The 20,543-nt window shown below is 71.0% G+C and carries 16 protein-coding genes; 12 read left to right on the top strand and 4 right to left on the bottom strand.

Annotated elements, in window-relative coordinates; genetic code table 11:
* Positions 1-14: 14 nt before the first annotated feature.
* The 6 genes from CHC05_RS06210 to CHC05_RS06185 are packed head-to-tail and all read left to right on the top strand — an operon-like array spanning position 15 to position 5,609.
* Entirely contained in the window at positions 15-866 is an 852-nt protein-coding gene (locus CHC05_RS06210; protein ID WP_089245582.1) for an STAS domain-containing protein, read from the top strand.
* On the top strand, positions 866-1,297 hold the full coding sequence (locus CHC05_RS06205; RefSeq protein ID WP_245870673.1) for an STAS domain-containing protein: 432 nt from the start codon (positions 866-868) through the stop codon (positions 1,295-1,297). Before CHC05_RS06210 ends, CHC05_RS06205 begins: the two co-directional genes overlap by 1 nt.
* The gene (locus tag CHC05_RS06200) at positions 1,294-1,713 is read left to right on the top strand and encodes an ATP-binding protein (protein ID WP_089245580.1); all 420 of its coding nucleotides are present in this window, start codon (positions 1,294-1,296) and stop codon (positions 1,711-1,713) included. Before CHC05_RS06205 ends, CHC05_RS06200 begins: the two co-directional genes overlap by 4 nt.
* Positions 1,701-2,723, top strand: a complete 1,023-nt coding sequence (locus CHC05_RS06195; protein WP_089245578.1) for a SpoIIE family protein phosphatase — start codon at positions 1,701-1,703, stop codon at positions 2,721-2,723. The genes CHC05_RS06200 and CHC05_RS06195 overlap by 13 nt, the downstream gene beginning before the upstream one ends.
* Positions 2,720-4,066: a sensor histidine kinase gene (locus CHC05_RS06190; RefSeq protein WP_089246150.1), complete on the top strand. Its 1,347-nt coding sequence runs from the start codon at positions 2,720-2,722 to the stop codon at positions 4,064-4,066. The genes CHC05_RS06195 and CHC05_RS06190 overlap by 4 nt, the downstream gene beginning before the upstream one ends.
* Complete coding sequence (locus tag CHC05_RS06185) at positions 4,053-5,609, top strand: SpoIIE family protein phosphatase (RefSeq protein WP_089245576.1); 1,557 nt, start codon at positions 4,053-4,055, stop codon at positions 5,607-5,609. The genes CHC05_RS06190 and CHC05_RS06185 overlap by 14 nt, the downstream gene beginning before the upstream one ends.
* 42 nt (positions 5,610-5,651) lie before the next feature.
* Here CHC05_RS06185 and CHC05_RS41310 read toward each other — a convergent pair whose 3' ends face one another.
* Both CHC05_RS41310 and CHC05_RS40550 read right to left on the bottom strand, forming a co-directional pair.
* On the bottom strand, positions 5,652-7,682 hold the full coding sequence (locus CHC05_RS41310; RefSeq protein ID WP_245870672.1) for a glycerophosphodiester phosphodiesterase family protein: 2,031 nt from the start codon (positions 7,680-7,682) through the stop codon (positions 5,652-5,654).
* Positions 7,679-8,038, bottom strand: a complete 360-nt coding sequence (locus CHC05_RS40550) for a hypothetical protein (RefSeq protein WP_218824455.1) — start codon at positions 8,036-8,038, stop codon at positions 7,679-7,681. Before CHC05_RS40550 ends, CHC05_RS41310 begins: the two co-directional genes overlap by 4 nt.
* Before the next feature lie 129 nt (positions 8,039-8,167).
* On the opposite strand from CHC05_RS40550, the gene CHC05_RS06175 reads away from it, so the two are divergent.
* Complete coding sequence (locus tag CHC05_RS06175; protein ID WP_144022493.1) at positions 8,168-9,691, top strand: amidohydrolase family protein; 1,524 nt, start codon at positions 8,168-8,170, stop codon at positions 9,689-9,691.
* A gap of 1 nt (position 9,692) precedes the next feature.
* Here the strand turns inward: CHC05_RS06175 and CHC05_RS06170 are convergent, their stop codons facing one another.
* Positions 9,693-10,430, bottom strand: coding sequence for an SDH family Clp fold serine proteinase (locus CHC05_RS06170; protein ID WP_218824454.1), 738 nt, complete (start codon positions 10,428-10,430; stop codon positions 9,693-9,695).
* A gap of 408 nt (positions 10,431-10,838) precedes the next feature.
* Here CHC05_RS06170 and CHC05_RS06165 point away from each other — a divergent pair, with 408 nt between their 5' ends.
* The 5 genes from CHC05_RS06165 (at position 10,839) to CHC05_RS06145 (ending at position 19,581) form a co-directional block, all read left to right on the top strand.
* The gene (locus tag CHC05_RS06165) at positions 10,839-11,273 is read left to right on the top strand and encodes a hypothetical protein (RefSeq protein ID WP_089245570.1); all 435 of its coding nucleotides are present in this window, start codon (positions 10,839-10,841) and stop codon (positions 11,271-11,273) included.
* Positions 11,274-11,277: 4 nt separating this feature from the next.
* Positions 11,278-12,012: a hypothetical protein gene (locus tag CHC05_RS41305; protein WP_089245568.1), complete on the top strand. Its 735-nt coding sequence runs from the start codon at positions 11,278-11,280 to the stop codon at positions 12,010-12,012.
* A 99-nt stretch (positions 12,013-12,111) separates the two neighbouring features.
* On the top strand, positions 12,112-12,702 hold the full coding sequence (locus tag CHC05_RS06155) for a hypothetical protein (protein WP_089245566.1): 591 nt from the start codon (positions 12,112-12,114) through the stop codon (positions 12,700-12,702).
* Positions 12,702-14,717 (top strand): flotillin family protein, encoded by a 2,016-nt coding sequence (locus CHC05_RS06150; protein ID WP_089245564.1) that lies wholly within the window; start codon positions 12,702-12,704, stop codon positions 14,715-14,717. Before CHC05_RS06155 ends, CHC05_RS06150 begins: the two co-directional genes overlap by 1 nt.
* The gene (locus CHC05_RS06145; RefSeq protein ID WP_089245562.1) at positions 14,710-19,581 is read left to right on the top strand and encodes a DNA repair ATPase; all 4,872 of its coding nucleotides are present in this window, start codon (positions 14,710-14,712) and stop codon (positions 19,579-19,581) included. The genes CHC05_RS06150 and CHC05_RS06145 overlap by 8 nt, the downstream gene beginning before the upstream one ends.
* Here the strand turns inward: CHC05_RS06145 and CHC05_RS06140 are convergent.
* Positions 19,578-20,534, bottom strand: coding sequence for a dipeptidase (locus CHC05_RS06140; protein WP_089245560.1), 957 nt, complete (start codon positions 20,532-20,534; stop codon positions 19,578-19,580). The genes CHC05_RS06145 and CHC05_RS06140 overlap by 4 nt on opposite strands.
* Between the last annotated feature and the right edge of the window lie 9 nt (positions 20,535-20,543).

Raw genomic sequence — 20,543 nt, 5'->3', positions numbered from 1 at the left:
CGGGGAGGGTATGGATGGGACTCACCGCGGAGGAGAGCGGCCGGATCGCGGCGCTGCTCGACACCCATGCCGACAAGTTGACGGCGAGCTGGACCGACACGATCGCGGTCTCCCTGCGCGGCCGGCTGACCAGGGCCGAGCTGCTCAAGCAGGTGCAGGATCTGCACCGGGCGACCCTCGACGCACTGCGCTCCGGCGACTTCGACCTGGCCGCCGCCGGCTCGGGCGCCCTGCGCGCCGCGCTCGTCGACCTGTCGCGCAGCCGCGCCCGTCAAGGCTTCAGCGCCTCCGAGACGGCGATCACCGTGTTCGGCCTGAAGAAGGCGCTCTTCGACGTGGTCGACACGCGCGGAGCCGACCCGCAGGTGCTCGCGGACCTGATCGCGGCCGGGCTGATGATCGACGACCTGGGCCTGTTCACCTTCGAGACCTACGCCAAGACCCGCGAGGAGCTGATCGCCGACCAGGCCGAGCAGCTTCTGGAGCTGGCCACCCCGGTGGTCAAGCTGTGGGAGGGCGTCGTCGCGATCCCGCTGGTCGGCACGCTCGACTCGGCGCGCGCCCAGGTCGTCATGGAACGGCTGCTGGAAACCCTGGTCGAGACCAGCTCGCCGTACGCCATCATCGACATCACCGGTGTGCCCGCCGTCGACACCCAGGTCGCGCAGCACATCCTGAAGACCGTGGTGGCGGCCCGGCTGATGGGCGCCGAGTGCATCATCTCCGGCATCCGCCCGCAGATCGCGCAGACGATCGTCGCCCTCGGCATCGAGTTCGGCGACATCGCCACGAAGGCGACACTGGCCGACGCGCTGCGCCACGCCCTGCGCATGATCGAGGCGAGCCGCAAGGGCAGGAGCAACTGATGGAACGCGTCCCGGTCCTCAAGATCGGTGACATCCTGCTCGTCTCGATCCAGGTCGACATGCAGGACCAGACCGCGCTGGCGCTCCAGGAGGACCTCGCCGACCGGATCGTCGCGACCGGTTGCCACGGCGTGATCATCGACATCACCGCGCTCGACATCGTCGACTCGTTCGTCGGCCGGATGCTCTCCTCGATCGCCGCGATCTCCCGGGTGCTCGACGCGGAGACGGTGGTGGTCGGGATGCGGCCCGCCGTGGCGATCACGCTGGTCGAGCTCGGCCTCTCGCTGGACGGCATCCGCACCGCGCTGAACGTCGAGCGGGGCATGGAGCTGCTGGCCCAGTCCAGGGCGGACGAACCCGACCTGGGTCTCGACCTGGGTCTCGACCTGGCCGACCTCGACAGCTTCGGCCCGACGGCGACGCCGTGACGACGGACGTCGGGCTCGGCGAGCCGCAGGTCGTCACCATCGCCGCCGACGAGGACGTGGTCCGCGTGCGCCAGCTGGTGCGCACCGTCGCGGTCGCGGCGAAGCTGTCGCTGGTCGACCAGACCAAGCTGGTCACCGCCGCGAGCGAGCTGGCCCGCAACACTTTGGTGTACGGCGGGGGCGGCGGGGCCGAGGTGACCGTGGTCGACGGCGGCCGGCGCAGGGGCATCCGGATCGTGTTCAGCGACGACGGACCCGGCATCGCGGACCTCGACCTGGCCCTGACCGACGGCTACACCACCGGCGGCGGGCTCGGCCTCGGGCTCAGCGGAGCACGCCGGCTCGTCGACGAGTTCGACATCGACACGGCGGCCGGCCAGGGCACCCGGATCACCGTCACGAAATGGGCGCGGTAACGGTGACCCGCGACAGCGGGCTCGTCGACGGCGGACTCTGGTTCCGGCTCGAGGAGCCCAGCGCGGTCAGCGCGGTCCGCCACGCGGCACAGGATCTCGGCGCCGAGGTCGGGCTCGACGCCAACCAGGTCGGCGGGCTCGGCATCCTCGCCACGGAACTGGCGAGCAACCTCGTGAAGCACGCCGACGACGGTCGGTTGCTGGTGCGGCCGGTGCGCTCCGGCGACCTCGCGGGCGTCGAGCTGGTCGCGGTCGACGCCGGGCCCGGGATGGGCGACGTCACGCGGTCGGCCCGGGACGGCCACTCCACCGCCGGCACGCTGGGCATCGGTCTCGGCGCGATCGCCCGCCAGGCCGGCTGGCTCGACATGAGCTCGTTCGCGGGCCGCGGCACCGTCTCCGTCGCCCAGGTCTGGCCCGGTCCCGCCCCGGCCCCCGCCCGGGCGGCCGCCGTCAGCCGGGCGATGAGCGGCGAAGAGGTCTGCGGCGACGGTTACGCCACGCGCGCCGCCGACGGCCACACCCAGGTGCTGGTCTGCGACGGACTCGGGCACGGGCCGTTGGCGGCAGCCGCGACCGCTGCCGTGGTGCAGGCGTTCCACACCGCGCCGGCCGGGCCACCGGCAGCGGTGGTCGAGCATCTGCACCGCTCCGTGCGGCACACGAGGGGCGCCGCCGTCGCGGTCGCCCAACTCGACGACGAACAGGTCCGGTACGCCGGTCTCGGCAACGTCTCCGGCTTCCTCGTCGACGACACCACCCGGCGCGGCCTGGTCTCGCTGCCCGGCATCGCCGGACACCAGCGGCGCGCGGTCCGCGAGTTCAGCTATCCCGCGTCCCCGGGTGCCCTGCTGGTCATGCACTCCGACGGCGTGGTCGACCGGTGGAGCCTCGACGACTACCCCGGCCTGCGCGGACGTTCGCCGCAGGTGATCGCCGCCACCCTCGTACGCGATGCCGGCGTGCGCCGCGACGACGCGTGCGTGCTGGTGGCGAGGGCCGGCCGATGACAACCCGCCTGCAGCACCTCGCGCTGCGTTCCGAATCCGATGTGTTCGTGGCCCGCCAGCGAGCCCGCGAGGTGGCGGCGGCGGTCGGCCTGGAGCATCAGGACCAGGTGCGGCTCGCGACCGCGCTCAGCGAGGTCGGCCGCACCCTGTTCACCGACCACGGCGGACCAGCGGCGACCGCCGCCGAAGTGTGGTTTGCGGTCGACGATGGGAAACTTCAGGTGGAGGTCGTCGCGATCGGCCCGGGCCAGGCGGCGCAGCTGCCCAGTCTCGGCCGGCTGGTCGACAGCCTGACGATCGACGACGGACCGACGACGACGGTGGTGCGGATGAGCCGGCGGATCCCGGGCGGGGTGGAGCTGACGCCCGACCGCCTCGACCGCATCCGGGCCGATCTGGCCGCGTCCGCCCCGCGTACGCCGCTCGACGAGATGGCGGAGCAGAACGAGCAACTGCTCACCGCACTCGAGGAGACCCGCGCCCACCGCGACGACCTGGCCCGGCTCAACGCCGAGCTGGAAGAGACCAACCGCGGCGTACTGGCGCTCTACACCCAGCTCTCCGACGAGCTGGAGGAGACCAACCGCGGCGTGGTCGCGCTCTACGCCGAGCTGGACGAGCGGTCCGCGCAGCTCCGGGCGGCCAGCGAGGCGAAGACCCGGTTCCTGGCCAACGTCAGCCACGAGCTGCGCGCACCGGTCACTGCCGTGATCGGGCTGGCCCGGCTGCTGGACGACCCGGAGTCGGACCCGCTGACCGACGACCAGGCCCGCCAGGTGGCCCTGATCCGCAGCTCTTCCGACGACCTGCTGCGCCTGGTCAACGACCTGCTCGACCTGGCCAAGGCCGAGTCGGGCACGATCGAGCCGGACTGGTCCGATGTGGACCTGCGCCTGCTGTTCAGCCAACTGCGCGGCACCGTGCGGGCGATGGCCACCGGCGCCGTCGAGCTGGTCGTGAGCGACCCCGAGCCGCCCGCGACGATCCGCTCCGACGAGGTGCTGCTCGCCCAGGTGCTGCGCAACCTGCTGCACAACGGGCTCAAGTTCACCGCCGCCGGCGAGGTGCGGATGTCCGCCGAGCAGCACGGCGACGACTGGCTGATCCGGGTCGTCGACACCGGCGTCGGCATCCCTTCCGAGCTGCAGGACCGGATCTTCGAGGAGTTCTACCAGGTGCCCGGCCGATCGCCGACCGGGGCCAAGGGCACCGGCCTCGGGCTGCCGTACGCCCGCCGCCTGGTCACCCTGCTCGGCGGCGCCATGAGCGTGATCAGCGAGCCCGGGGCGGGCAGCACGTTCACCATCCAGCTGCCGGCTGCGAGACCCGATGGAACATCCTGAGTCCGCCACCGCGCTGGTCGTCGACGACAGCGACGCCAAGCGCTATCTGCTGGTCCGCTGGCTGACCCGGGCCGGGCTCACCGTGGTCGAGGCCGACAGCGGCGCGGCCGCGCTGGAGCGGATCGAGCACGGCGACATCGACCTGGTCGTGCTCGACGTGCGGCTCGGCGACATGAGCGGCTTCGAGGTGGCCGAGCGGATCAAGTCGCATCCGGCGCTGGCGGCGACCCCGGTCATCCACGTGTCGGCGCACGCCGTCGACGTCGCCGACCGGGCCCAGGGGCTGACCCGCGGCGCCGACGCGTACCTGGCCGAGCCGATCGAGCCCGACGAGCTGATCGCGACCGCGCACGCGGTGCTCCGCTACTACCGGGCCCGGCGACAGGCGGAGACGCTGGCCGCGGGACTGACCCGGCTGGCCGAGACGACGGTCGCGGTGAACTCGGCCCGCACCCTCACGGAGCTGTTGACCGCGGCCGCGCTCGGGGCGGCCGAGATCTTCGCCAGCGGCGCGGTGGTGGCCGCGGACACGGTCACCGCGGGCAGCTCCGCCGGCGACCGCCTGGTGGCCGCCGTCCCCGGCCCGGCGGGCACCCCGGTCATCCAGGAATGGCCCGCCGCGGCCGTCCTGGTGCCGGTCGGTGCCCTGGTCCGCAGCGACCCGCGGGACCAGTGGCCGCAACTCGACTGGCCGGGCGACGAGGTCGCGGTCGGCACCGCCCGGATCCGCGCCGACCGCCCGCCGCTGCACGTCGCCGTCCCCGCCGCGGCCCTGCGCGACCAGGCCGACGTGCTGCGGCTGCTGGTGCAGGCGGTGGCCGCCGCGGTCGAGGCACAGCGGACGTACGACGAGGAGCACCGGATCGCGCTCACCCTCCAGCGCAGCCTGTTGCCGCAACGGATTCCCGCGGTGCCGGGCTACGATCTCGCGGTCCGCTACGTGCCCGCCAGCGCCCAGACCGAGGTCGGCGGCGACTTCTACGAGCTGACGATGATCGGTGGGCAGTTGCTGGCCGCGATCGGCGACGTCACCGGCCACTCCCTCTACGCCGCCACGGTCATGGCCGAGCTGCGGCACGCGGTCCGGGCGTACGCGGTCGAGGGCCATCAACCGGCGGCCCTGCTGGCGCTGACCGACCGGTTGCTCCGCAAGCTGCTGCCGGGCGAGCTGGCCACCATCTGCGTGCTGATGCTCGACCCGGTGACCGGCCGGATCCGCCTGGCCAACGCCGGCCACCCGCCACCGGTGCTGGTCGTTGACGGCACGGCGACGTTCGTCGAGCACCCGGCACCGCTGCTCGGCATCGACGCGCCCCGCCCCGGCGACCTCGACCTGGTCCTCCCACCGGGCGGCACGCTCGTCCTCTACACGGACGGCCTGATCGAGCGCCGAACCCACGACATCGACCACGGCCTGGCCGAGCTCGCGACGGCCGCCATCGAGGTGAACCCGGACCTGGACCGCTACGCCGACCATCTGCTGGCCCTGGCCACTCCCCCGGTCGGCGACGACATCGCGGTGGTCGCCCTACACCGCCGCTGAGCGCCCCCCCCCAACAGGTAGGAGGCGCTCAGCGGAACGGCGCTAGCGCAGGCCGTTACGGATCGCGACGTGGATCAGCAGCCGGGGGTTGTCGGTGACGATGCCGTCGACGCCCAGGTCGATCACCCGCTGCATGACGGCCGGATCGTCCACGGTGTACGGCACGACCTTGAGCTTGTCGCGCCGCTGGAGCACCGGGACATCGGGGCCGAAGTAGTAGCTCGGGTCCTGGCGCAGGTACCAGTCGGAGTTGACGACCGTGCCCTGCGTCGGGTCGTGCACCTGCCAGTTGGCGGAGACCGTGCCGGCGCCCGCGGCGCGGACCAGCTTGCCGAGGTCGCGGTACTTCCACCAGTCCAGGCCGCCGGTCCACGGGCTCTTGACCGACTTGTCGCCGTAGACCGCCTGCAGCGAGCACTCGTCGGCGAGCGAGGCGCACTCGGCCGAGCCGTACTGCCAGACCAGGGCGACCGTCTCGATCTTCTGGTCGAGCTCGCGCGCCCGGATGATCGTGCGCCAGTCGAACGACTGGATCGTGACCCGGTCCTCGAAGCGGGCCTTCTGGATCGCCTTGACCAACTTGGCGGTGAACGGGCCGAACGCCTCGGTGTCGTTCGCGGTGGGGCTGATCTTGGTCTCGATGTTCATCCGGACGTCGGGCCGATCGCTGCCCTTGACGAGCGCGAACACCTCGTCGAGCGTCGGGATCCGGGCACCGGGCACGGCCACCTGGTCGGGCAGCTCGGGCAACGTCTTCGTGCCGCAGTCGATCGTCTTGATCTGGGCCAGGGTCAGGTCGTGCACGAGCTTGCCGACGTACGGGAACATCTTGTCGCGCGGCTTGACCGGTGCGGTGTCGACGCAGTGCGAGCCGTTGATCGTCCGGTCGTGCAGCACGACCAACTTGCCGTCCTTCGTGACGCCGGTGTCCAGCTCGAGCGTGGAGATCGCCTTGTTGGACAGCGCCTGGGCGAACGCCGGCAGGGTGTTCTCCGGCAGGTCGGCCCGGCCGCCGCGGTGCGCCTGCACGTCGAACGGCGACGCGTACGCCTTGGGCAGCTTGAACCGCAGTTGACCGAGCAGGGTGCGCAGCCGGTCCGGGTAGTCGGTGATGATGCCGTCGACGCCATCGTCGATCAGCTTGGTCATCGTGGGCACGTCGTCGACGGTCCACGGGATGACCTTGATGCCGTTCCTGTGCGCGTGGTCGACCATTGCCTTGGTGACGTACGGCTTGTAGTTGGCGTCGGTCACCTTGCCGTTCTGCGGGTCGCCGTGCACCGGCGAGAACGCGGAGGCCCCGAAGCTCTTGATCGCCTTGATCGGGTCGCCACCGAAGTCGTCAATGTCGAGCCCGCCCAGCCACGGCGACTTGCCGGGCTGCCCGGTCTGGTTCATCGCGGGGTTGCCCAGGGCGACCAGCGGCAAGCGCGGCTCGACCTGGCGCATCCGCATCAGCGAGCCCCAGTCGAAGCTCTGGATGGTGACCTGGCCGAGCAGGCCGGCGGCGCGCACCTCGCGGGCGGTCACCTGCACGAACTGTTCGCGTGGCGCGGTCTCGGACGGCGCGCCCGCCTCGACCTTGGTCTCGACGTTGAGCTTGACGTCGCGCGCCTGGTAGCGGTTGACCAGCGCGAAGACCTCGCTGAGCAGCGGCATCCGCGCACCCGGCACCACCACCTGGCCAGGGAAGTCGCGCTGGGCCAGGCTGCCGCAGTCGAGCGTGCGCACCTGGGCCAGCGACAGCGTGTTGATGTACTTCCCGATGTACGGGAACTTCGGGTCACCGGGGAACGCCGGCGCGGTGTCCGCGCACTTCGCACCAGTGGTCTTGCGGTCGTGGGTGACCACCGCCTGCCCGTCCTCGGTGATCTGCACATCGAGCTCCAGCGTGGAGACGCCGAGCTGGAGCGCGTTGCCGAACGATGCGAGGGTGTTCTCCACCCGCAGGCCGATGCCGCCGCGGTGCGCCTGCAGGTCGAAGGTCTTGGTGGGCTTGGCCGAAGCGGGGGCGGTGCCGGCGGTCAGACCGGCCACCCCGCTGAGGGCCACGGTGGCGGCGAGTGCCGTCACGGCACGTCGTTGCCATCGGGACATGGCGTATTCCTCCTGAGATCGGTGGTCCGCCGATCCTGGAGGCCGGTCACGGCCCGCGAGCGTGCAAGAGATGAACTTACGGGAATGTCTGGCGGATGAGTCGCCGCAGGTCTTCCATCGGGTCGTCCTTGCCCGCGGGGGATCTCGGCCCGGAGCACCGCCGGGTCGTTGCCGAGCTCGACGCCGGGTCGCACGCCGGGCGGGGCGATCCGGTCGAAGTTGACCAGGAACTGGCTGGCGGACTCCATCGCCGCCGACAGGTTGCCGTCCTCGAGCGTGGCCAACCGGTCCAGATCGGCATCGGGTACGGCGAGGGACAGCTCAACGGCCACACCCAGCGAGGGCACAACCGGATTAGTGGGGCTTTCCCTACCGTCGATACGCCCGCTCACGGCAATGACCCCGGGCCGGTGCGCGGGCGATCGTAAGAGGCACAACCCAAACGCGAAGGGGTGCCAGCCATGCAGCGCAGCAACTTCTCCCGTCGTTCGGTGCTCGCCGGTGCGGTCGGGCTGGCCGCCGGGGCGGCGGTCGGCACCGGGCGGGCCAGCGCGACGCCGCGGGAGCGGTCCGCCGCCGACCGGGTGACCGCCATCACGCACGTGACCGTCATCGACGCGACCGGTGCGCCCGCACAGCGGGACATGACGGTGCTGCTGCGCGACGGGCGCATTCTGGCCGTCGAGCCGAGCCGCCGCGTGGGCGTGCCACCCGGCGCGGACGTCATCGACGGGCGCGGCAAGTTCCTCATTCCGGGCCTGGCCAACATGCACAACCACACGTTCGACGGCGAGGCGATCGAGCCGCCGCTGAACATCGCCAACGGCATCACCACCGTCCGCGAGATGAGCGCCAACGCGGACGTCACCCGGTGGAACCACGAGGTTGAGGCGGGCACCCGGCTCGGACCCCGGTGGACCATCGGCAGCCCGATCGTCGACGGATCGCCGTCGCTGTGGGAGGGGCTCGGTGCGCCGTACATCGCGGTCGCCACGCCGGCGGAGGCGCGGGCCACCGTCCGCGCGCAGAAGGCCGCGGGCGCCGACTTCGTGAAGGTCTACACTCGACTGTCGCGCGCGTCGTTCTACGCGATCGCCGACGAGGCGCGCCGGCAACGGATTCCGTTCCTCGGGCACGTCTCCGACTTCGTGCAGCTGACCGAGGCCAGCGACGCCGGGCTGGCCAGCGTCGAACACCTCTTCCAGGTCTGGTACGACACGTCCAGCCGCGAGGACGAGCTGCGCCGCGCCATCACGTCGGTGCCGATCGCCGGCGGCGAATACAACGGCTGGCTCAACAAGATGCACCCGTACGAGTACGCCGCCGCCCGCAGTTTCGACCGGCACAAGGCGGCCGGCGTCTTCGCGCGGCTGGCCCGCAACGGCACCCGGGTCACCCCGACGCTGGTGCTGCACACGTTCACCGACCTGCCCGGCGACACACCCATGAACGATCCGCGCTATGCCTACGTCCCGGCCACCACGCAGGAGTTCTGGCAGTACGCCCTGGACATGATCTACCTGGACGGCCGTACGCCGGAACAGGACGCCCGTGGCCGGGAGATCTTCGAGCGCCGGCTGCGCCTCGTGCACGACCTCGACCGCGCCGGCGTGCCGCTGATGGCGGGCACCGACAACGGCACCGCCTACCTGGTGCCCGGCTTCAGCCTGCACGACGAGCTGGCCCGGCTGTCCCAGGCCGGCCTCTCGAACATGCGGGTGCTGCAGACCGCCACGCTGGAGCCGGCCCGCTACCTCGGCGCCCGCGACCGCGGCACGATCGAACGCGGCAACGTCGCCGACCTGGTGCTGCTGGACGCGGACCCGTTGCGCGACATCCGCAACACGACCCGGATCAACTCGGTCGTCGTCGGTGGCCGGGTGATCGACCCCGCGGCCCGCCAAGCGATGCTCGACAAGGTCCGGAAGGCGGCCGCGGCAGCGGTGCCCGGTTCCGCGGTGACCGCCGCCCGGTGCGCCTGCTGACCTATGCCGGCTCCTCGACGTGCGAGACCCGCCGGCCTTCGTACACGGCATTCTGGCCGGCGGGGAAGCAACCCAGGAGGAAATACCGGGTCCATAGGCTCCAGAGGAGATGCCACTGGTCCCCGGTGACGTCCGCCGCTTCCGCCGGCAGGCCCAGCTTCGCGGCCGCGTCGGCGGGGACGACGGTGTTGTGCGTGGACACCTCGTCGATCAGCGGCCGCTTGAGCGCGGCGGTCAGCTGGTCGATCAGGTCCTCACCGCGGCCGGTGCAGCAGCTGAGGGCTTCGCGGACGAGGCCCTCCGACCGTTGGATCGCGCTGCGGGCCTGCTCGACCATCAACAGGTTGACGTCGCTCAGCAGCGCGGCGAACAGCGGATAGGTGTCGGGGGCCGCCTTGATCCGCGCCTCGGCCTCCGCCACGGCCGCGACGATCTCGCGGGCGCTGACGAGGCTCCGCCTGATCTGGAACTGCGGGTCGACGGGACCCAGGTCGCCGGCGGGCCCCATCAGGATGCGATCCGCACCGAGACAGATCAGGGTCGCGGCGGATTTCGCCAGGTCGGGCACGATCACCGTGAGCTGGCTGCACCGGGTCCTGATGGACCGCACCATCCGCACCGCCGCCTCGCCGTCGCCGCCGGGCGAGGCGATCATCAGGTGCAGCGGCCGACCGACCTCCGCGTCGAACAACAACTCTTCGAGATAGGTGACGTTCGCCGCGAAAATGGCGTCGATCATAACGATCAGCGTTACGCCGTACCGGTCCTCGTATTCGCCGATCAGCGCCTGGCGGGCATAGCGTTCCGAATGTTGCGCGACAAAGAGCGGCGAACGGGACGGCTTGAGGCTTGCCGCAAGCTGAGGTCTTTGCCAAGTGTCAGTCATCTTCCTCCCCCATCACCTTCGTTGCCGACGATCCGTGCCATGTCCCCCGTACGGGGACCAGGCACCTCGGACAACGAGTCGGCCGATGCCGTGTTGCGCGCGATTTGTGCGACATCCCCATCGCGATGCGCGAGAATCATCCGAGCACGAACGGGCTACGCCGTTCGGGGGAGAACGCCACCTTCGCGGGTTCTGGATTTTGCGTGACCGTGCGCTTAGATTCGAGAGAGCCGCCGGCCCGATCGGGAGAGGCAAGCGCAAATGGACGCTTATGCCGTCATGTTGGCGACTCAGGCCGCGGCAGCGGTCATTTCCCAGATGCCCACGCACAATTGGCGAAAGACGAAAACGGCGGTTGTCCATCTGTTCGATCGCACGTCTGCCGGCGAGCGGGCCGCGATAACCGAGGAGCTGGACGAGATGCGCGAACAGCTTCTCCGCTCGGGCAACTCCATCGGCCTGAAATCGGGACTGCTTTTCGAATGCACAAGGAGGTTCGGCCAACTGTTGGAGGCCGACGACGCCGCCGCCGACGGGTTGCGGCAGATCCTGGACGACATCAGCGGCGAAAGCCCGGACGCCCCCTACGCGCTGCTGCACCGCGCGACCTACGGCCAGCACCTGGACGCCGAATCCACCGTTGCCGTGACCGGCTCGTTCAGCCAGTTCATCCGCGGCATCAACCGCGACGGCTGACCGCATGGACGCCCTCACCTGTTACGCGCTCGCGTCCGCGATCGGCGGAGCGGTCGGTGCGGCCGAACTGGCCAGCCGATACCGCGACGACCCCGGTCGTTCGCTGATCCGCCCGGCCGCCCTGCTCTACGTCCTCATCAACTGCGCGGCCAGCGCCTCCGCCCTCGCGATCATCCGCATCTTCGGCTGGACCTTCGGGCAGACGGGCCAGGCGCAGGATCTGGTGCGCGTGCTCGTCGGCGGGCTCGGCGCCGTGGCACTGTTCCGCACCAAGCTGTTCGCCGGCTCCGAGCGCGGGTCGACCGTCAACTGGAGCCCGAGCGGCCTGCTCGACCGGCTGCTCGCGATCAGCGACCGCCAGGTCGACCGGGCCCAGGCCAAACGCCGCAGCATGATCGCGAAGCGGATGATGCCGAAGGTCTCGTTCGACAAGGCTTACGGCGTCCTGCCCGCCTTCGCGCTCAACCTCCTGGAAGGCGCCTCGAAGGAAGAGCAGCAGCGCCTGTCCGCGGACGTCGTCGCGCTGGTCGACGACAAGACGCTGGACGACGCCGCGAAGGCCATGCTGCTCGGTGTCGCGGTGATGCGGGTGACCGGCGTCCATCTGTTCGTCCAGGCGATCGACGGCCTGGGGCCGATCATCGCCAACGACCCCGTCCCGCGACCCGACCGCCCGCCGCCCGAGGTCGACCCGGTCGCCGCCGTCGTCCGGCAGCCGGCGCCGCGCCCGTCCGCCTGACAGCTTCCCTGCCTGGGGTCATCCGTCCATTCGGATGACCCCTCGCTTGTGTGCCCGTGCCATCATCCTGAGGAACATTCATGGGGGTGGTTTCGACAGGTGGGCGACTTCATCGACACGGCGCTGGGCTTTCCATCCGTGGTGTTCACCGTCCTGCTCGCGGTCGTCGTCTGCTACTGGATCGTCGTGCTGGCGGGCGGTCTCGACACCGAGACCGACGGTGGGCTCGACGGCATTCTCGACCGGCTCGGGCTCGGTGGCACACCGGCCACCGTCGTGTTGTCCATTGTGGTGGCTGTTGCCTGGTTCGCGAGCCTGGTTGGCACGGTTCTGTTGCCCGACAACGCCTTCCTCGACATCCTGGTGCTGATCGCCAGCCTGGCCGTCGCCTGGGCGGCCGCGAACCAGCTCCGCCGCCCGCTGCGCCGGTTCTTCCCGACCGCGCCCGAGGCGTCCCGGCACGACTTCGTCGGTCGGGAATGCGTGATCCGCACCGGCCGGGTCGGCGTCGACTTCGGTCAGGCCGAGGTGCATGCCGCCGACGGATCGTCGGCCATCGTGCAGGTGCGCCAGACGGGCGCCGACACCTTCGCCCTCGGCACGCGGGCGGTCATCTACGACTACGACTCCGCCGGCGAGTTCTTCTGGGTCGTGCCGGCCGACCTCTCGAATCGATCGAAGGACCGTTGATGGACGTCATCTCGCTCGGGTTCCTCGTCCTCGTCGTGGTGCTCATAATCGTCCTCCTGGGCCTGCTGCTGTTGGTCAGCCGGCTGTTCCGGAAGGTCGAGCAGGGCAAGGCGCTGATCATCTCGAAGACCCGCAAGGTCGACGTCACCTTCACCGGCGCCGTGGTGCTGCCGGTGTTCCACAAGTCCGAGATCATGGACATCTCGGTGAAGACCATCGACATCGAGCGGTTCGGCAACGACGGCCTCATCTGTCAGGACAACATCCGGGCCGACATCAAAATCACCTTCTTCGTGCGCGTCAACAAGACCGCCGAAGACGTGGTGAAGGTGGCCCAGGCGATCGGCACCGCGCGCGCCAGCGACCAGGAGACGCTCCAGGAGCTGTTCAGCGCCAAGTTCTCCGAGGCGCTCAAGACGGTCGGCAAGCAGCTCGACTTCGTCGACCTCTACACCAAGCGCAACGAGTTCCGCGACCGCATCATCGCCGTCATCGGCACCGACCTCAATGGATACTCGCTCGAGGACGCCGCGATCGACGTGCTGGAGCAGACCCCGCTCGACCAGCTCGACCCCCGCAACATCCTCGACGCGCAGGGCATCCGGAAGATCACCGAGCTGACCGCCGCCGAGAACGTACGCACCAACGAGTTCCGGCGCAACGAGGAGAAGGAGATCACGCGGCAGAACGTCGACGCGAAGGAAGCCATCCTCGAACTGCAGCGGCGCCAGGCCGACGCGGAGATCAAGCAGAAGCGCGAGATCGACACCATCCGCGCCCGCGAGGAGGCCGAGACCGAGCTGGTCCGGGCCGAGCAACGGCTGCGCTACAACGCCGCGAACCTGCGCACCGACGAGCAGCTCGGCGTCCAGCGGGAGAACCAGGCGCGCGAGATCGCGGTCGCGGAGAAGAACCGGGAGCGGGTCATCGCGATCGAGACCGAGCGGATCGAGAAGGACCGCATGCTCGAGGTGATCGGCCGCGAACGCGAGACCGAGCTCTCGACGATCGCCAAGAACAAAGAGGTCGAGGCCGAGAAGCGGGCGATCGCCGAGGTCATCCGCGAGCGCATCGCCGTCGAGAAGACCGTCGCCGAGCAGGAGGAGCACATCAAGCGGCTCCGCGTGGTCGAAGAGGCCGAGCGGCTGCGCCAGTCGACCATCATCCAGGCCGAGGCGATGGCCCAGGAGAACCTGGTCAAGGACATCAAGGCGGCCGAGGCGGCGGAAACCGCGGCCAAGCACAAGGCGCGCGAGCAGCTCGTCCTGGCCGAGGCCCGGCAGCAGGCCGCCGAGCTGGACACCCGCGCGAAGATCCGGCTCGCCGAGGGCGCCCAGGCCGAGGCGGCCGCGACCGGGCTGGCCGACGTCCAGGTGCGCGAGCGCGACGCCGAGGCGATCGAGAAGGTCGGCCGGGCCGAAGCGGTGGTCGAGCGCGAGAAGGCGATCGCGGCGGCCGAGGGCATGCGCGAGAAGCTCAAGGGTGAGGCCGAGGGCCTGACCGAGAAGGCGGCCGCGATGGCCGCGCTCGACGACGCGACCCGCGAGCACGAGGAGTTCCGCCTGCGGCTGGAGGCCGAGAAGGAGATCCGGCTGGCCGGCATCGACGTGCAGCGGCAGGTGGCCGAGGCGCAGGCCGAGCTCATCGGCAAGGGGCTGGAGAAGGCCGACATCGACATCGTCGGTGGCGACAGCATCTTCTTCGACCGGCTCATCGGCGCGATCTCGACGGGCAAGAGCGTCGACGGCTTCGTCAGCAACTCGACGGTCGCCACCTCGCTGGCCGGCCCGTGGCTGGACGGCTCGTCCAGCTTCGCCGACGACCTGGGCAAGCTACTCGGCAAGGTGAACACCGCCGACATCACCAACCTGTCGCTGTCGGCCTTCCTGCTCCAGCAGATCAAGGCGGGTGGCAACGACGCCGGCAAACTGCGCGAGCTGCTGACGACCGCGGAGAAGCTCGGTGTCGCCGACGCGCCGCTGGCCGCGCTCAACTCGTCGGCCGCCCGTGGCTGAGGCAACCACCACGAGTCTGGACGCCGGCACCTACGAGGTGCTGAGCGCCCGGCTCGCGGCTAGGTCCGCCGAGCTGGCCAGCCGCGCGGAGGAGCTCAACGCCCGGCGGCTGGCCGAGTTCGGCAGCACCGAGCTCCGCCTGGTCGGCACCGACCGGGTCCGCACCGAGCACAACTGCGTGCCGCGCGACATCGTCCCGGCCGCCGGCGTGATGCTGTTCGGCTACAACGTGTTCCTCGGCCTCAAACCCGAGACCGCGGTCGGCGACGTGTTCTCGCTGCACCGGTTCCTGCGCGACGGCGACGCGTTCCGGTTCGACGACGTGCCCTCCGCCGAGGTGCCCGGGCTGCTCGACGACGAGACGTTCCAACGCGACTTCGCCGAGCTGTACCGCTACTACAAAGAGACCCGGCTGGCCACGCTGCGCGAGGTCGACGGGAAACTGCTCGCCGTGTTCCAGACCGGCCCGCGGCCCGAGGACATCCGCGTGCTGCGCTGGGCGCTGGCCGCCGACGGGTCCGTCGAATACGTCGACAACCGCGGCGAGCGGGACCACGTCTTCCCGCCCAGCCACGACCTGGAGTGGGTGGAGACCACCCGCGACGACCACGTGCTGGGCCGGCACCCGCACATCTCGATCGCGGGCGAGCTGTTCGTGGAGACGGTCGGAGGCGACCTCACCCTCAAGGTCGAGGACAACACCGAGTCCGGCGAGGGCATCTACGCGGAGCCCGTCGAGCAGCCGCTGCAGAGCCTGGCCGACGCCGACGTGCACTGGGCCCGGGTCGGCCCGCTGATCCTGCTGCGCGTCCGCCCGTACAAGGAAAGCGCCTGGCGCCATCTGGTCTTCAACACCCGGACCAAGGGCGTGGTCCGGCTCGACGGCATCGGGCAGTCCTGCCAGCGGCTGCCGGAGGACCACGGCATCATCTTCCCGGGCGGCTACTACCTGACCACCGGTGTGGTGAAGACGTTCGAGACCGACACCTCCGACCTGGTCTTCGAGCGCCTGATCCGGTCGCCCAACGGCGAGGACGTGCTGTTCGTCTTCCACGCCGTCGTCGAGGGACGCAGCCTTCTCCTGCCGTACAACGTGATCCGCAAAGAGGTCGCCACCCCGCTCGCCTGCCACGGCTACTCGCTGTTCGACGACGGCACGCTGGTGGTCTTCCGGGCCACCTCCGACGAGCCGACCCGCGTACATCCGATGCAGGTGTGGCAAACCCCGTTCCGGTCCGACGCGTACGCCGCCCGCCAGCCGGCCGGCACCGGCCCGCTGGCCCGGGTCGGCAACGCCGATCTCGTCCGCGGCATCTCCGACGCACTCTCGGTGGCCACGATGGTCGGCGAGATGCAGCCGTCGGTGCCGGTGTTCGAGGCGCTGATCGCCGCGTGCGTCCGGGTCTTCGACCACTACCACTGGCTGGGCGAGGCGGAGCTGTGCGACCTGCGCACCCCGCTCGCCGAGGTACGCGCGACCGCCGAGCAGGTGCTCGACGAGTACGAGCGGGTCCAGGCCCTCACCGCCGCCGCCGGCAAAGCGCTGGAGGGCGCCGCCGCCGACCTGGCCTCCCTGCTGCGCCGGGTCAACGGCGAGACGCCGGCCAGCACCGACGGCTGGATCACCCAGCTCGCCGACCTGCGCCGCGCCCAGGGACACCTGGAGACGCTGCGCGAGCTCCGCTACGTCGACCTGGCCCGGATCGACGCGCTGGGCGCGGAGCTGTCCGACCAGCTCGACGCCACGGCCCGGCGCGCGGTCGGGTTCCTGGAACGCCCCGACGCCTTCGCCAACTACCAGGCCGAGGTCGAGGGGCTCACCACCGAGGGCGCGCAGGTGCCCACCGTCGCCGCCGCCGGGCCCGTCGGCGAGCGGCTCACCGAGCAAGCCGACGCGCTGCGCCTGGTGACCGACGTGGTCGGCACGCTCGACATCGCCGACGCGACCGTGCGCACCGCGATCCTGGAACGGATCGGCGAGGTGCTCGGCGCGGTCAACCGGGCCCGGGCCACCCTCGACGCGCGCCGCCGCGAGCTGGCCGCCGTCGAGGGCCGGGCCGGCTTCGCGGCCGAGTTCGCCCTGCTCAACCAGGCGGTGACCGGCGCGCTGGCCGCCAGCGACACCCCCGAGGCGTGCGACGACCAGCTCGGTCGCCTGTTGCTCCAGGTGGAGGTCCTGGAGTCGCGTTACGGCGAGTTCGACGACTTCCTCACCGAGCTGTCGACCAAGCGCACCGACGTCTACGAGGCGTTCTCGGCCCGCAAGCAGGCGCTGGTCGACGACCGCTCGCGGCGGGCCGACCGGCTGGTCGAGTCGGCGGACCGGATCCTCACCAGCGTCCGCCGCCGGGCGTCCACGATGGACACGCTCGACGACGTCAACACGTACTTCGCCGGCGACCCGATGGTGGCCAAGCTCCGGTCGGTCGCCGACGAGCTGCGCGCGCTGGGCGACGCCGTACGCGGTGAAGAGCTGGACGGCCGGGTCAAGGCCACGCGACAGGAGGCCGGCCGGGCCCTGCGCGACCGCATCGACCTGTTCCGCGACGGCGGCGAGACGATCCAGCTCGGCCGGCACCGGTTCGCCGTCAACACCCAGGCGATCGAGCTGGCCCTAGTGCCGCACGACGGCGCCATGGCGGTGGCGGTCACCGGCACCGACTTCCGCGCGCCCGTCGACGACCCGCGATTCCTCACCACCAAGGAGTTCTGGGACCAGCCTCTGGTCTCGGAATCCCCGGAGGTCAGCCGCGCCGAGTTTCTCGCCACGTCGATCCTGGCCACCGCCGACCTCGACGCGCTGCACGCGGCCGCCGCCGGTGGCACGCTGGCCGACCTGGTGCGGCGGGCGGCCGAGGAGCGCATCGACGAGGGCTACGAGCGCGGGATCCACGACGCCGACGCGACCGCGATCCTGGACGCGCTGCTGCGCCTGCACACCGGCGCGGGCCTGCTGCGCTATCCGCCGGCGGCCCGGGCGGCGGCCCAGCTCTTCTGGGCCTACGGCGCTTCCGAGGCAAATAGGCCACTGTGGACCCGCCGCGCCGCCTCGCTCGCCCGCGCCCGCGCGGTCTTCGGCGGCTCGCCGGCGATTGACGACCTCCAGGCCGAGCTGACGGCCGCGATCACCGCCTTCACCGCCGCGCCCGGGCTGCCGGACCACCCGCTGGCCGGTGAGTATCTGTTCGAGGAGCTGGCGGCGGGCAACGGCTTCGGCACCAGCGCGGCTGCCCGGTCCCTGCTGGCCGGCTTCCGCAAGGCGCTGGGTCGCCCGCGCGCCCGCGAGCTCGACGAAGACCTGCGCGCGCTCGGCCCGGACCTGGCCGCCCGGCACCAGCTCGTCGAGGCGTGGTTGGCCGCATACGCCGGACAGACCGACTTTCTGGCCGAGGCGGTGGCGGTCGAGCTGTGCGACCTCCCGCGCTACGACTCGTCGGCCGAGCTGACGGCGACCGTCGAGGGCCTGCTCGGCACCCACCCCCGGATCACCGAGCGGCGGCTGACGTTGCGGCTGGACGAGGCGCTGGCCCGCACCGAGGAGTTCCGGACCAACCGGGTTCCGGCCTACCGGGCGTACCAGCGGCTCCGGGCCCAGGTCGCCGAGGACGCCGGCCGCCGGCTGCGGCTCGACGAGCACAAGCCGCGGGTGATGTCCGGCTTCGTGCGCAACCGCCTGCTCGACGAGGTCTACCTGCCGCTGATCGCCGACAACCTGGCCCGCCAGGTGGGCGCGGCCGGCGACGCCAAGCGCGTCGACCAGTCGGGCCTGCTGCTGCTGATCTCCCCGCCCGGCTACGGCAAGACCACGCTCATGGAATATGTGGCGAGCCGGCTCGGCCTGGTGTTCGTCAAGGTCAACGGCCCGGCCCTGGGCACGGCGGTGACGTCGGTCGACCCGGCGTCGGCACCGGACGCGACCGCGCGGCAGGAGGTCGAGAAGATCTCGTTCGCGCTGGAGATGGGCAGCAACGTGCTGCTCTACCTCGACGACATCCAGCACACCTCCCCGGAGCTGCTCCAGAAGTTCATCTCGCTGTGCGACGGGCAGCGCCGGATGGAAGGCGTTTGGGACGGCCGCACCCGCACCTACGACCTGCGCGGCAAGCGGTTCGCGGTGTGCATGGCCGGCAACCCGTACACCGAGTCCGGCCGGCGCTTCCGGGTGCCCGACATGCTGGCCAACCGCGCCGACGTCTGGAACCTGGGCGACGTGCTGTCGGGCCGGGACGAGCTGTTCGCGCTCAGCTACGTCGAGAACGCGCTGACCGCGAACCCGGTGCTGGCCCCGCTGTCCACGAGGGACAGAGGCGACGTCGAGCTGCTGGTGCGGATGGCCCGGGGCGACACCTCCGTGCTGCCCGACCAGCTCGCACATCCGTACCCGGCGGTCGAGCTCACCCAGATCCGCTCGGTGCTGGCCAAGCTGCTCCGCGTGCGCGACGTGGTGCTGTCGGTCAACCGGGCGTACATCGCCTCGGCCGGCCAGGACGACGCGGCGCGCACCGAGCCGCCGTTCCTGCTCCAGGGCTCGTACCGCAACATGAACAAGCTCGCCGAGCGCATCCTGCCGGTGATGAACGACGACGAGCTGGAGGCGGTCCTCGACGACCACTACGTCGGCGAGGCGCAGACCCTGGCCGCCGCGGCCGAGGCCAACCTGCTCAAGCTGGCCTCGCTGCGCGGACGGCTGACCTCCGACCAGGCGACCCGGTGGTCGGAGGTCAAGGCGGCGTACCTGCGGCAGCGCGCCCTCGGGGGCGCCGACGACGACCCGATGTCGCGCGCGGTCGGCGCCGTCGGCCTGGTCGCCGACCGCATCGGCGAAGTCGAAGCCGCGCTCAACCGGCTAGGCGACAAACCCTAACGCCAGACCTGCTCCGCCACCCGGCGGAAGTTGCCGCCCAGGATGCCCGTGACGGCGTCCGCCGGGTAGCCGCGGTCCAGCAGGGCCTGTTCCACCCGGAGCAGGTCCTCCGGCGGCATGATCTTGATCGGGCCGTAGCGCCGGTACGGCTCCGGGAACAGCTCCGGGTTCAGGGCCATCTCCCGGTTGAGGTCCTCGAGGTCGAAGGAGTAGTCCGAGGCGACGCCGACGTGGTCGGGGCCGATCAGGTCCACCGCGTAGTCGATGTGCCGCACCATCGCCTCCACGCTGGCGTCGTTCGGACCCAGGAAGACGCCGACGCCGGCGATGCCGACCACCCCGCCGGTCTCCGCGCACGCCCGGGCCTGGTCGTCGGTGATGTTGCGCTCGTGCTCCCACAGCGCCCGCATGCACGAGTGGCTGTAGACCATCGGGGCCTGGGTCACCGACGCCAGGTCGAGCCCCGTGCGGGTGCTGCAGTGCGAGCCGTCGACCACCATCCCGACCGCGTTCATCTCCCGGACCAGGTCCCGCCCGTACGCGGTGAGCCCCTCGTCGACCTCGTCCATGCAGCCCGAGCCGGCCGCGTTACGCAGGTTGTAGGTCGGCAACAGCGTGCGTACGCCGAGGTCGTAGAACTCCTTCACCCGCTCCAGCCGCCCACCGAGCGGCCCCGAGTCCTCCAGGTCGAAGGCCACGCCGATCTGCCCGGCGCGGGTCGCGTCGTCGATGTCGGCCACTCCGTGGACGAGCGTGAGCTGGTCGTGCTCGGTCACCCCGCGCCGCCAGGTGTGCAGGAGCTCGAAGACGAGCTCCGTGGAGTGCGGCGAGAAACCGACGTTCACCGACACGTACGCGCCGCCGGGCCGCTCGTAGCGGGTCAGCTCGTCGAGGTCGGCCTCGGGCACCAGCGGGAGGCAGCAGTGTTGCTCCCAGAGCAGCCGTTGATCCATCTCCGCATC

The organism is Asanoa hainanensis, assembly GCF_900188485.1.
Taxonomy (GTDB): Bacteria; Actinomycetota; Actinomycetes; order Mycobacteriales; family Micromonosporaceae; genus Asanoa; species Asanoa hainanensis.
Note: the sequence above shows the minus strand (reverse complement) of the source record. Positions and strands in the feature narration are given on the sequence as shown.

Coding starts and splice junctions, on each gene's coding strand:
- CHC05_RS06210 (WP_089245582.1), top strand. CDS start 15: ATGGGACTCACCGCGGAGGAGAGCGGCCGGATCGCGGCGCTGCTCGAC.
- CHC05_RS06205 (WP_245870673.1), top strand. CDS start 866: ATGGAACGCGTCCCGGTCCTCAAGATCGGTGACATCCTGCTCGTCTCG.
- CHC05_RS06195 (WP_089245578.1), top strand. CDS start 1,701: ATGGGCGCGGTAACGGTGACCCGCGACAGCGGGCTCGTCGACGGCGGA.
- CHC05_RS06190 (WP_089246150.1), top strand. CDS start 2,720: ATGACAACCCGCCTGCAGCACCTCGCGCTGCGTTCCGAATCCGATGTG.
- CHC05_RS06185 (WP_089245576.1), top strand. CDS start 4,053: ATGGAACATCCTGAGTCCGCCACCGCGCTGGTCGTCGACGACAGCGAC.
- CHC05_RS06175 (WP_144022493.1), top strand. CDS start 8,168: ATGCAGCGCAGCAACTTCTCCCGTCGTTCGGTGCTCGCCGGTGCGGTC.
- CHC05_RS06170 (WP_218824454.1), bottom strand. CDS start 10,430: ATGATCGACGCCATTTTCGCGGCGAACGTCACCTATCTCGAAGAGTTG.
- CHC05_RS06165 (WP_089245570.1), top strand. CDS start 10,839: ATGGACGCTTATGCCGTCATGTTGGCGACTCAGGCCGCGGCAGCGGTC.
- CHC05_RS41305 (WP_089245568.1), top strand. CDS start 11,278: ATGGACGCCCTCACCTGTTACGCGCTCGCGTCCGCGATCGGCGGAGCG.
- CHC05_RS06150 (WP_089245564.1), top strand. CDS start 12,702: ATGGACGTCATCTCGCTCGGGTTCCTCGTCCTCGTCGTGGTGCTCATA.
- CHC05_RS06140 (WP_089245560.1), bottom strand. CDS start 20,534: ATGGATCAACGGCTGCTCTGGGAGCAACACTGCTGCCTCCCGCTGGTG.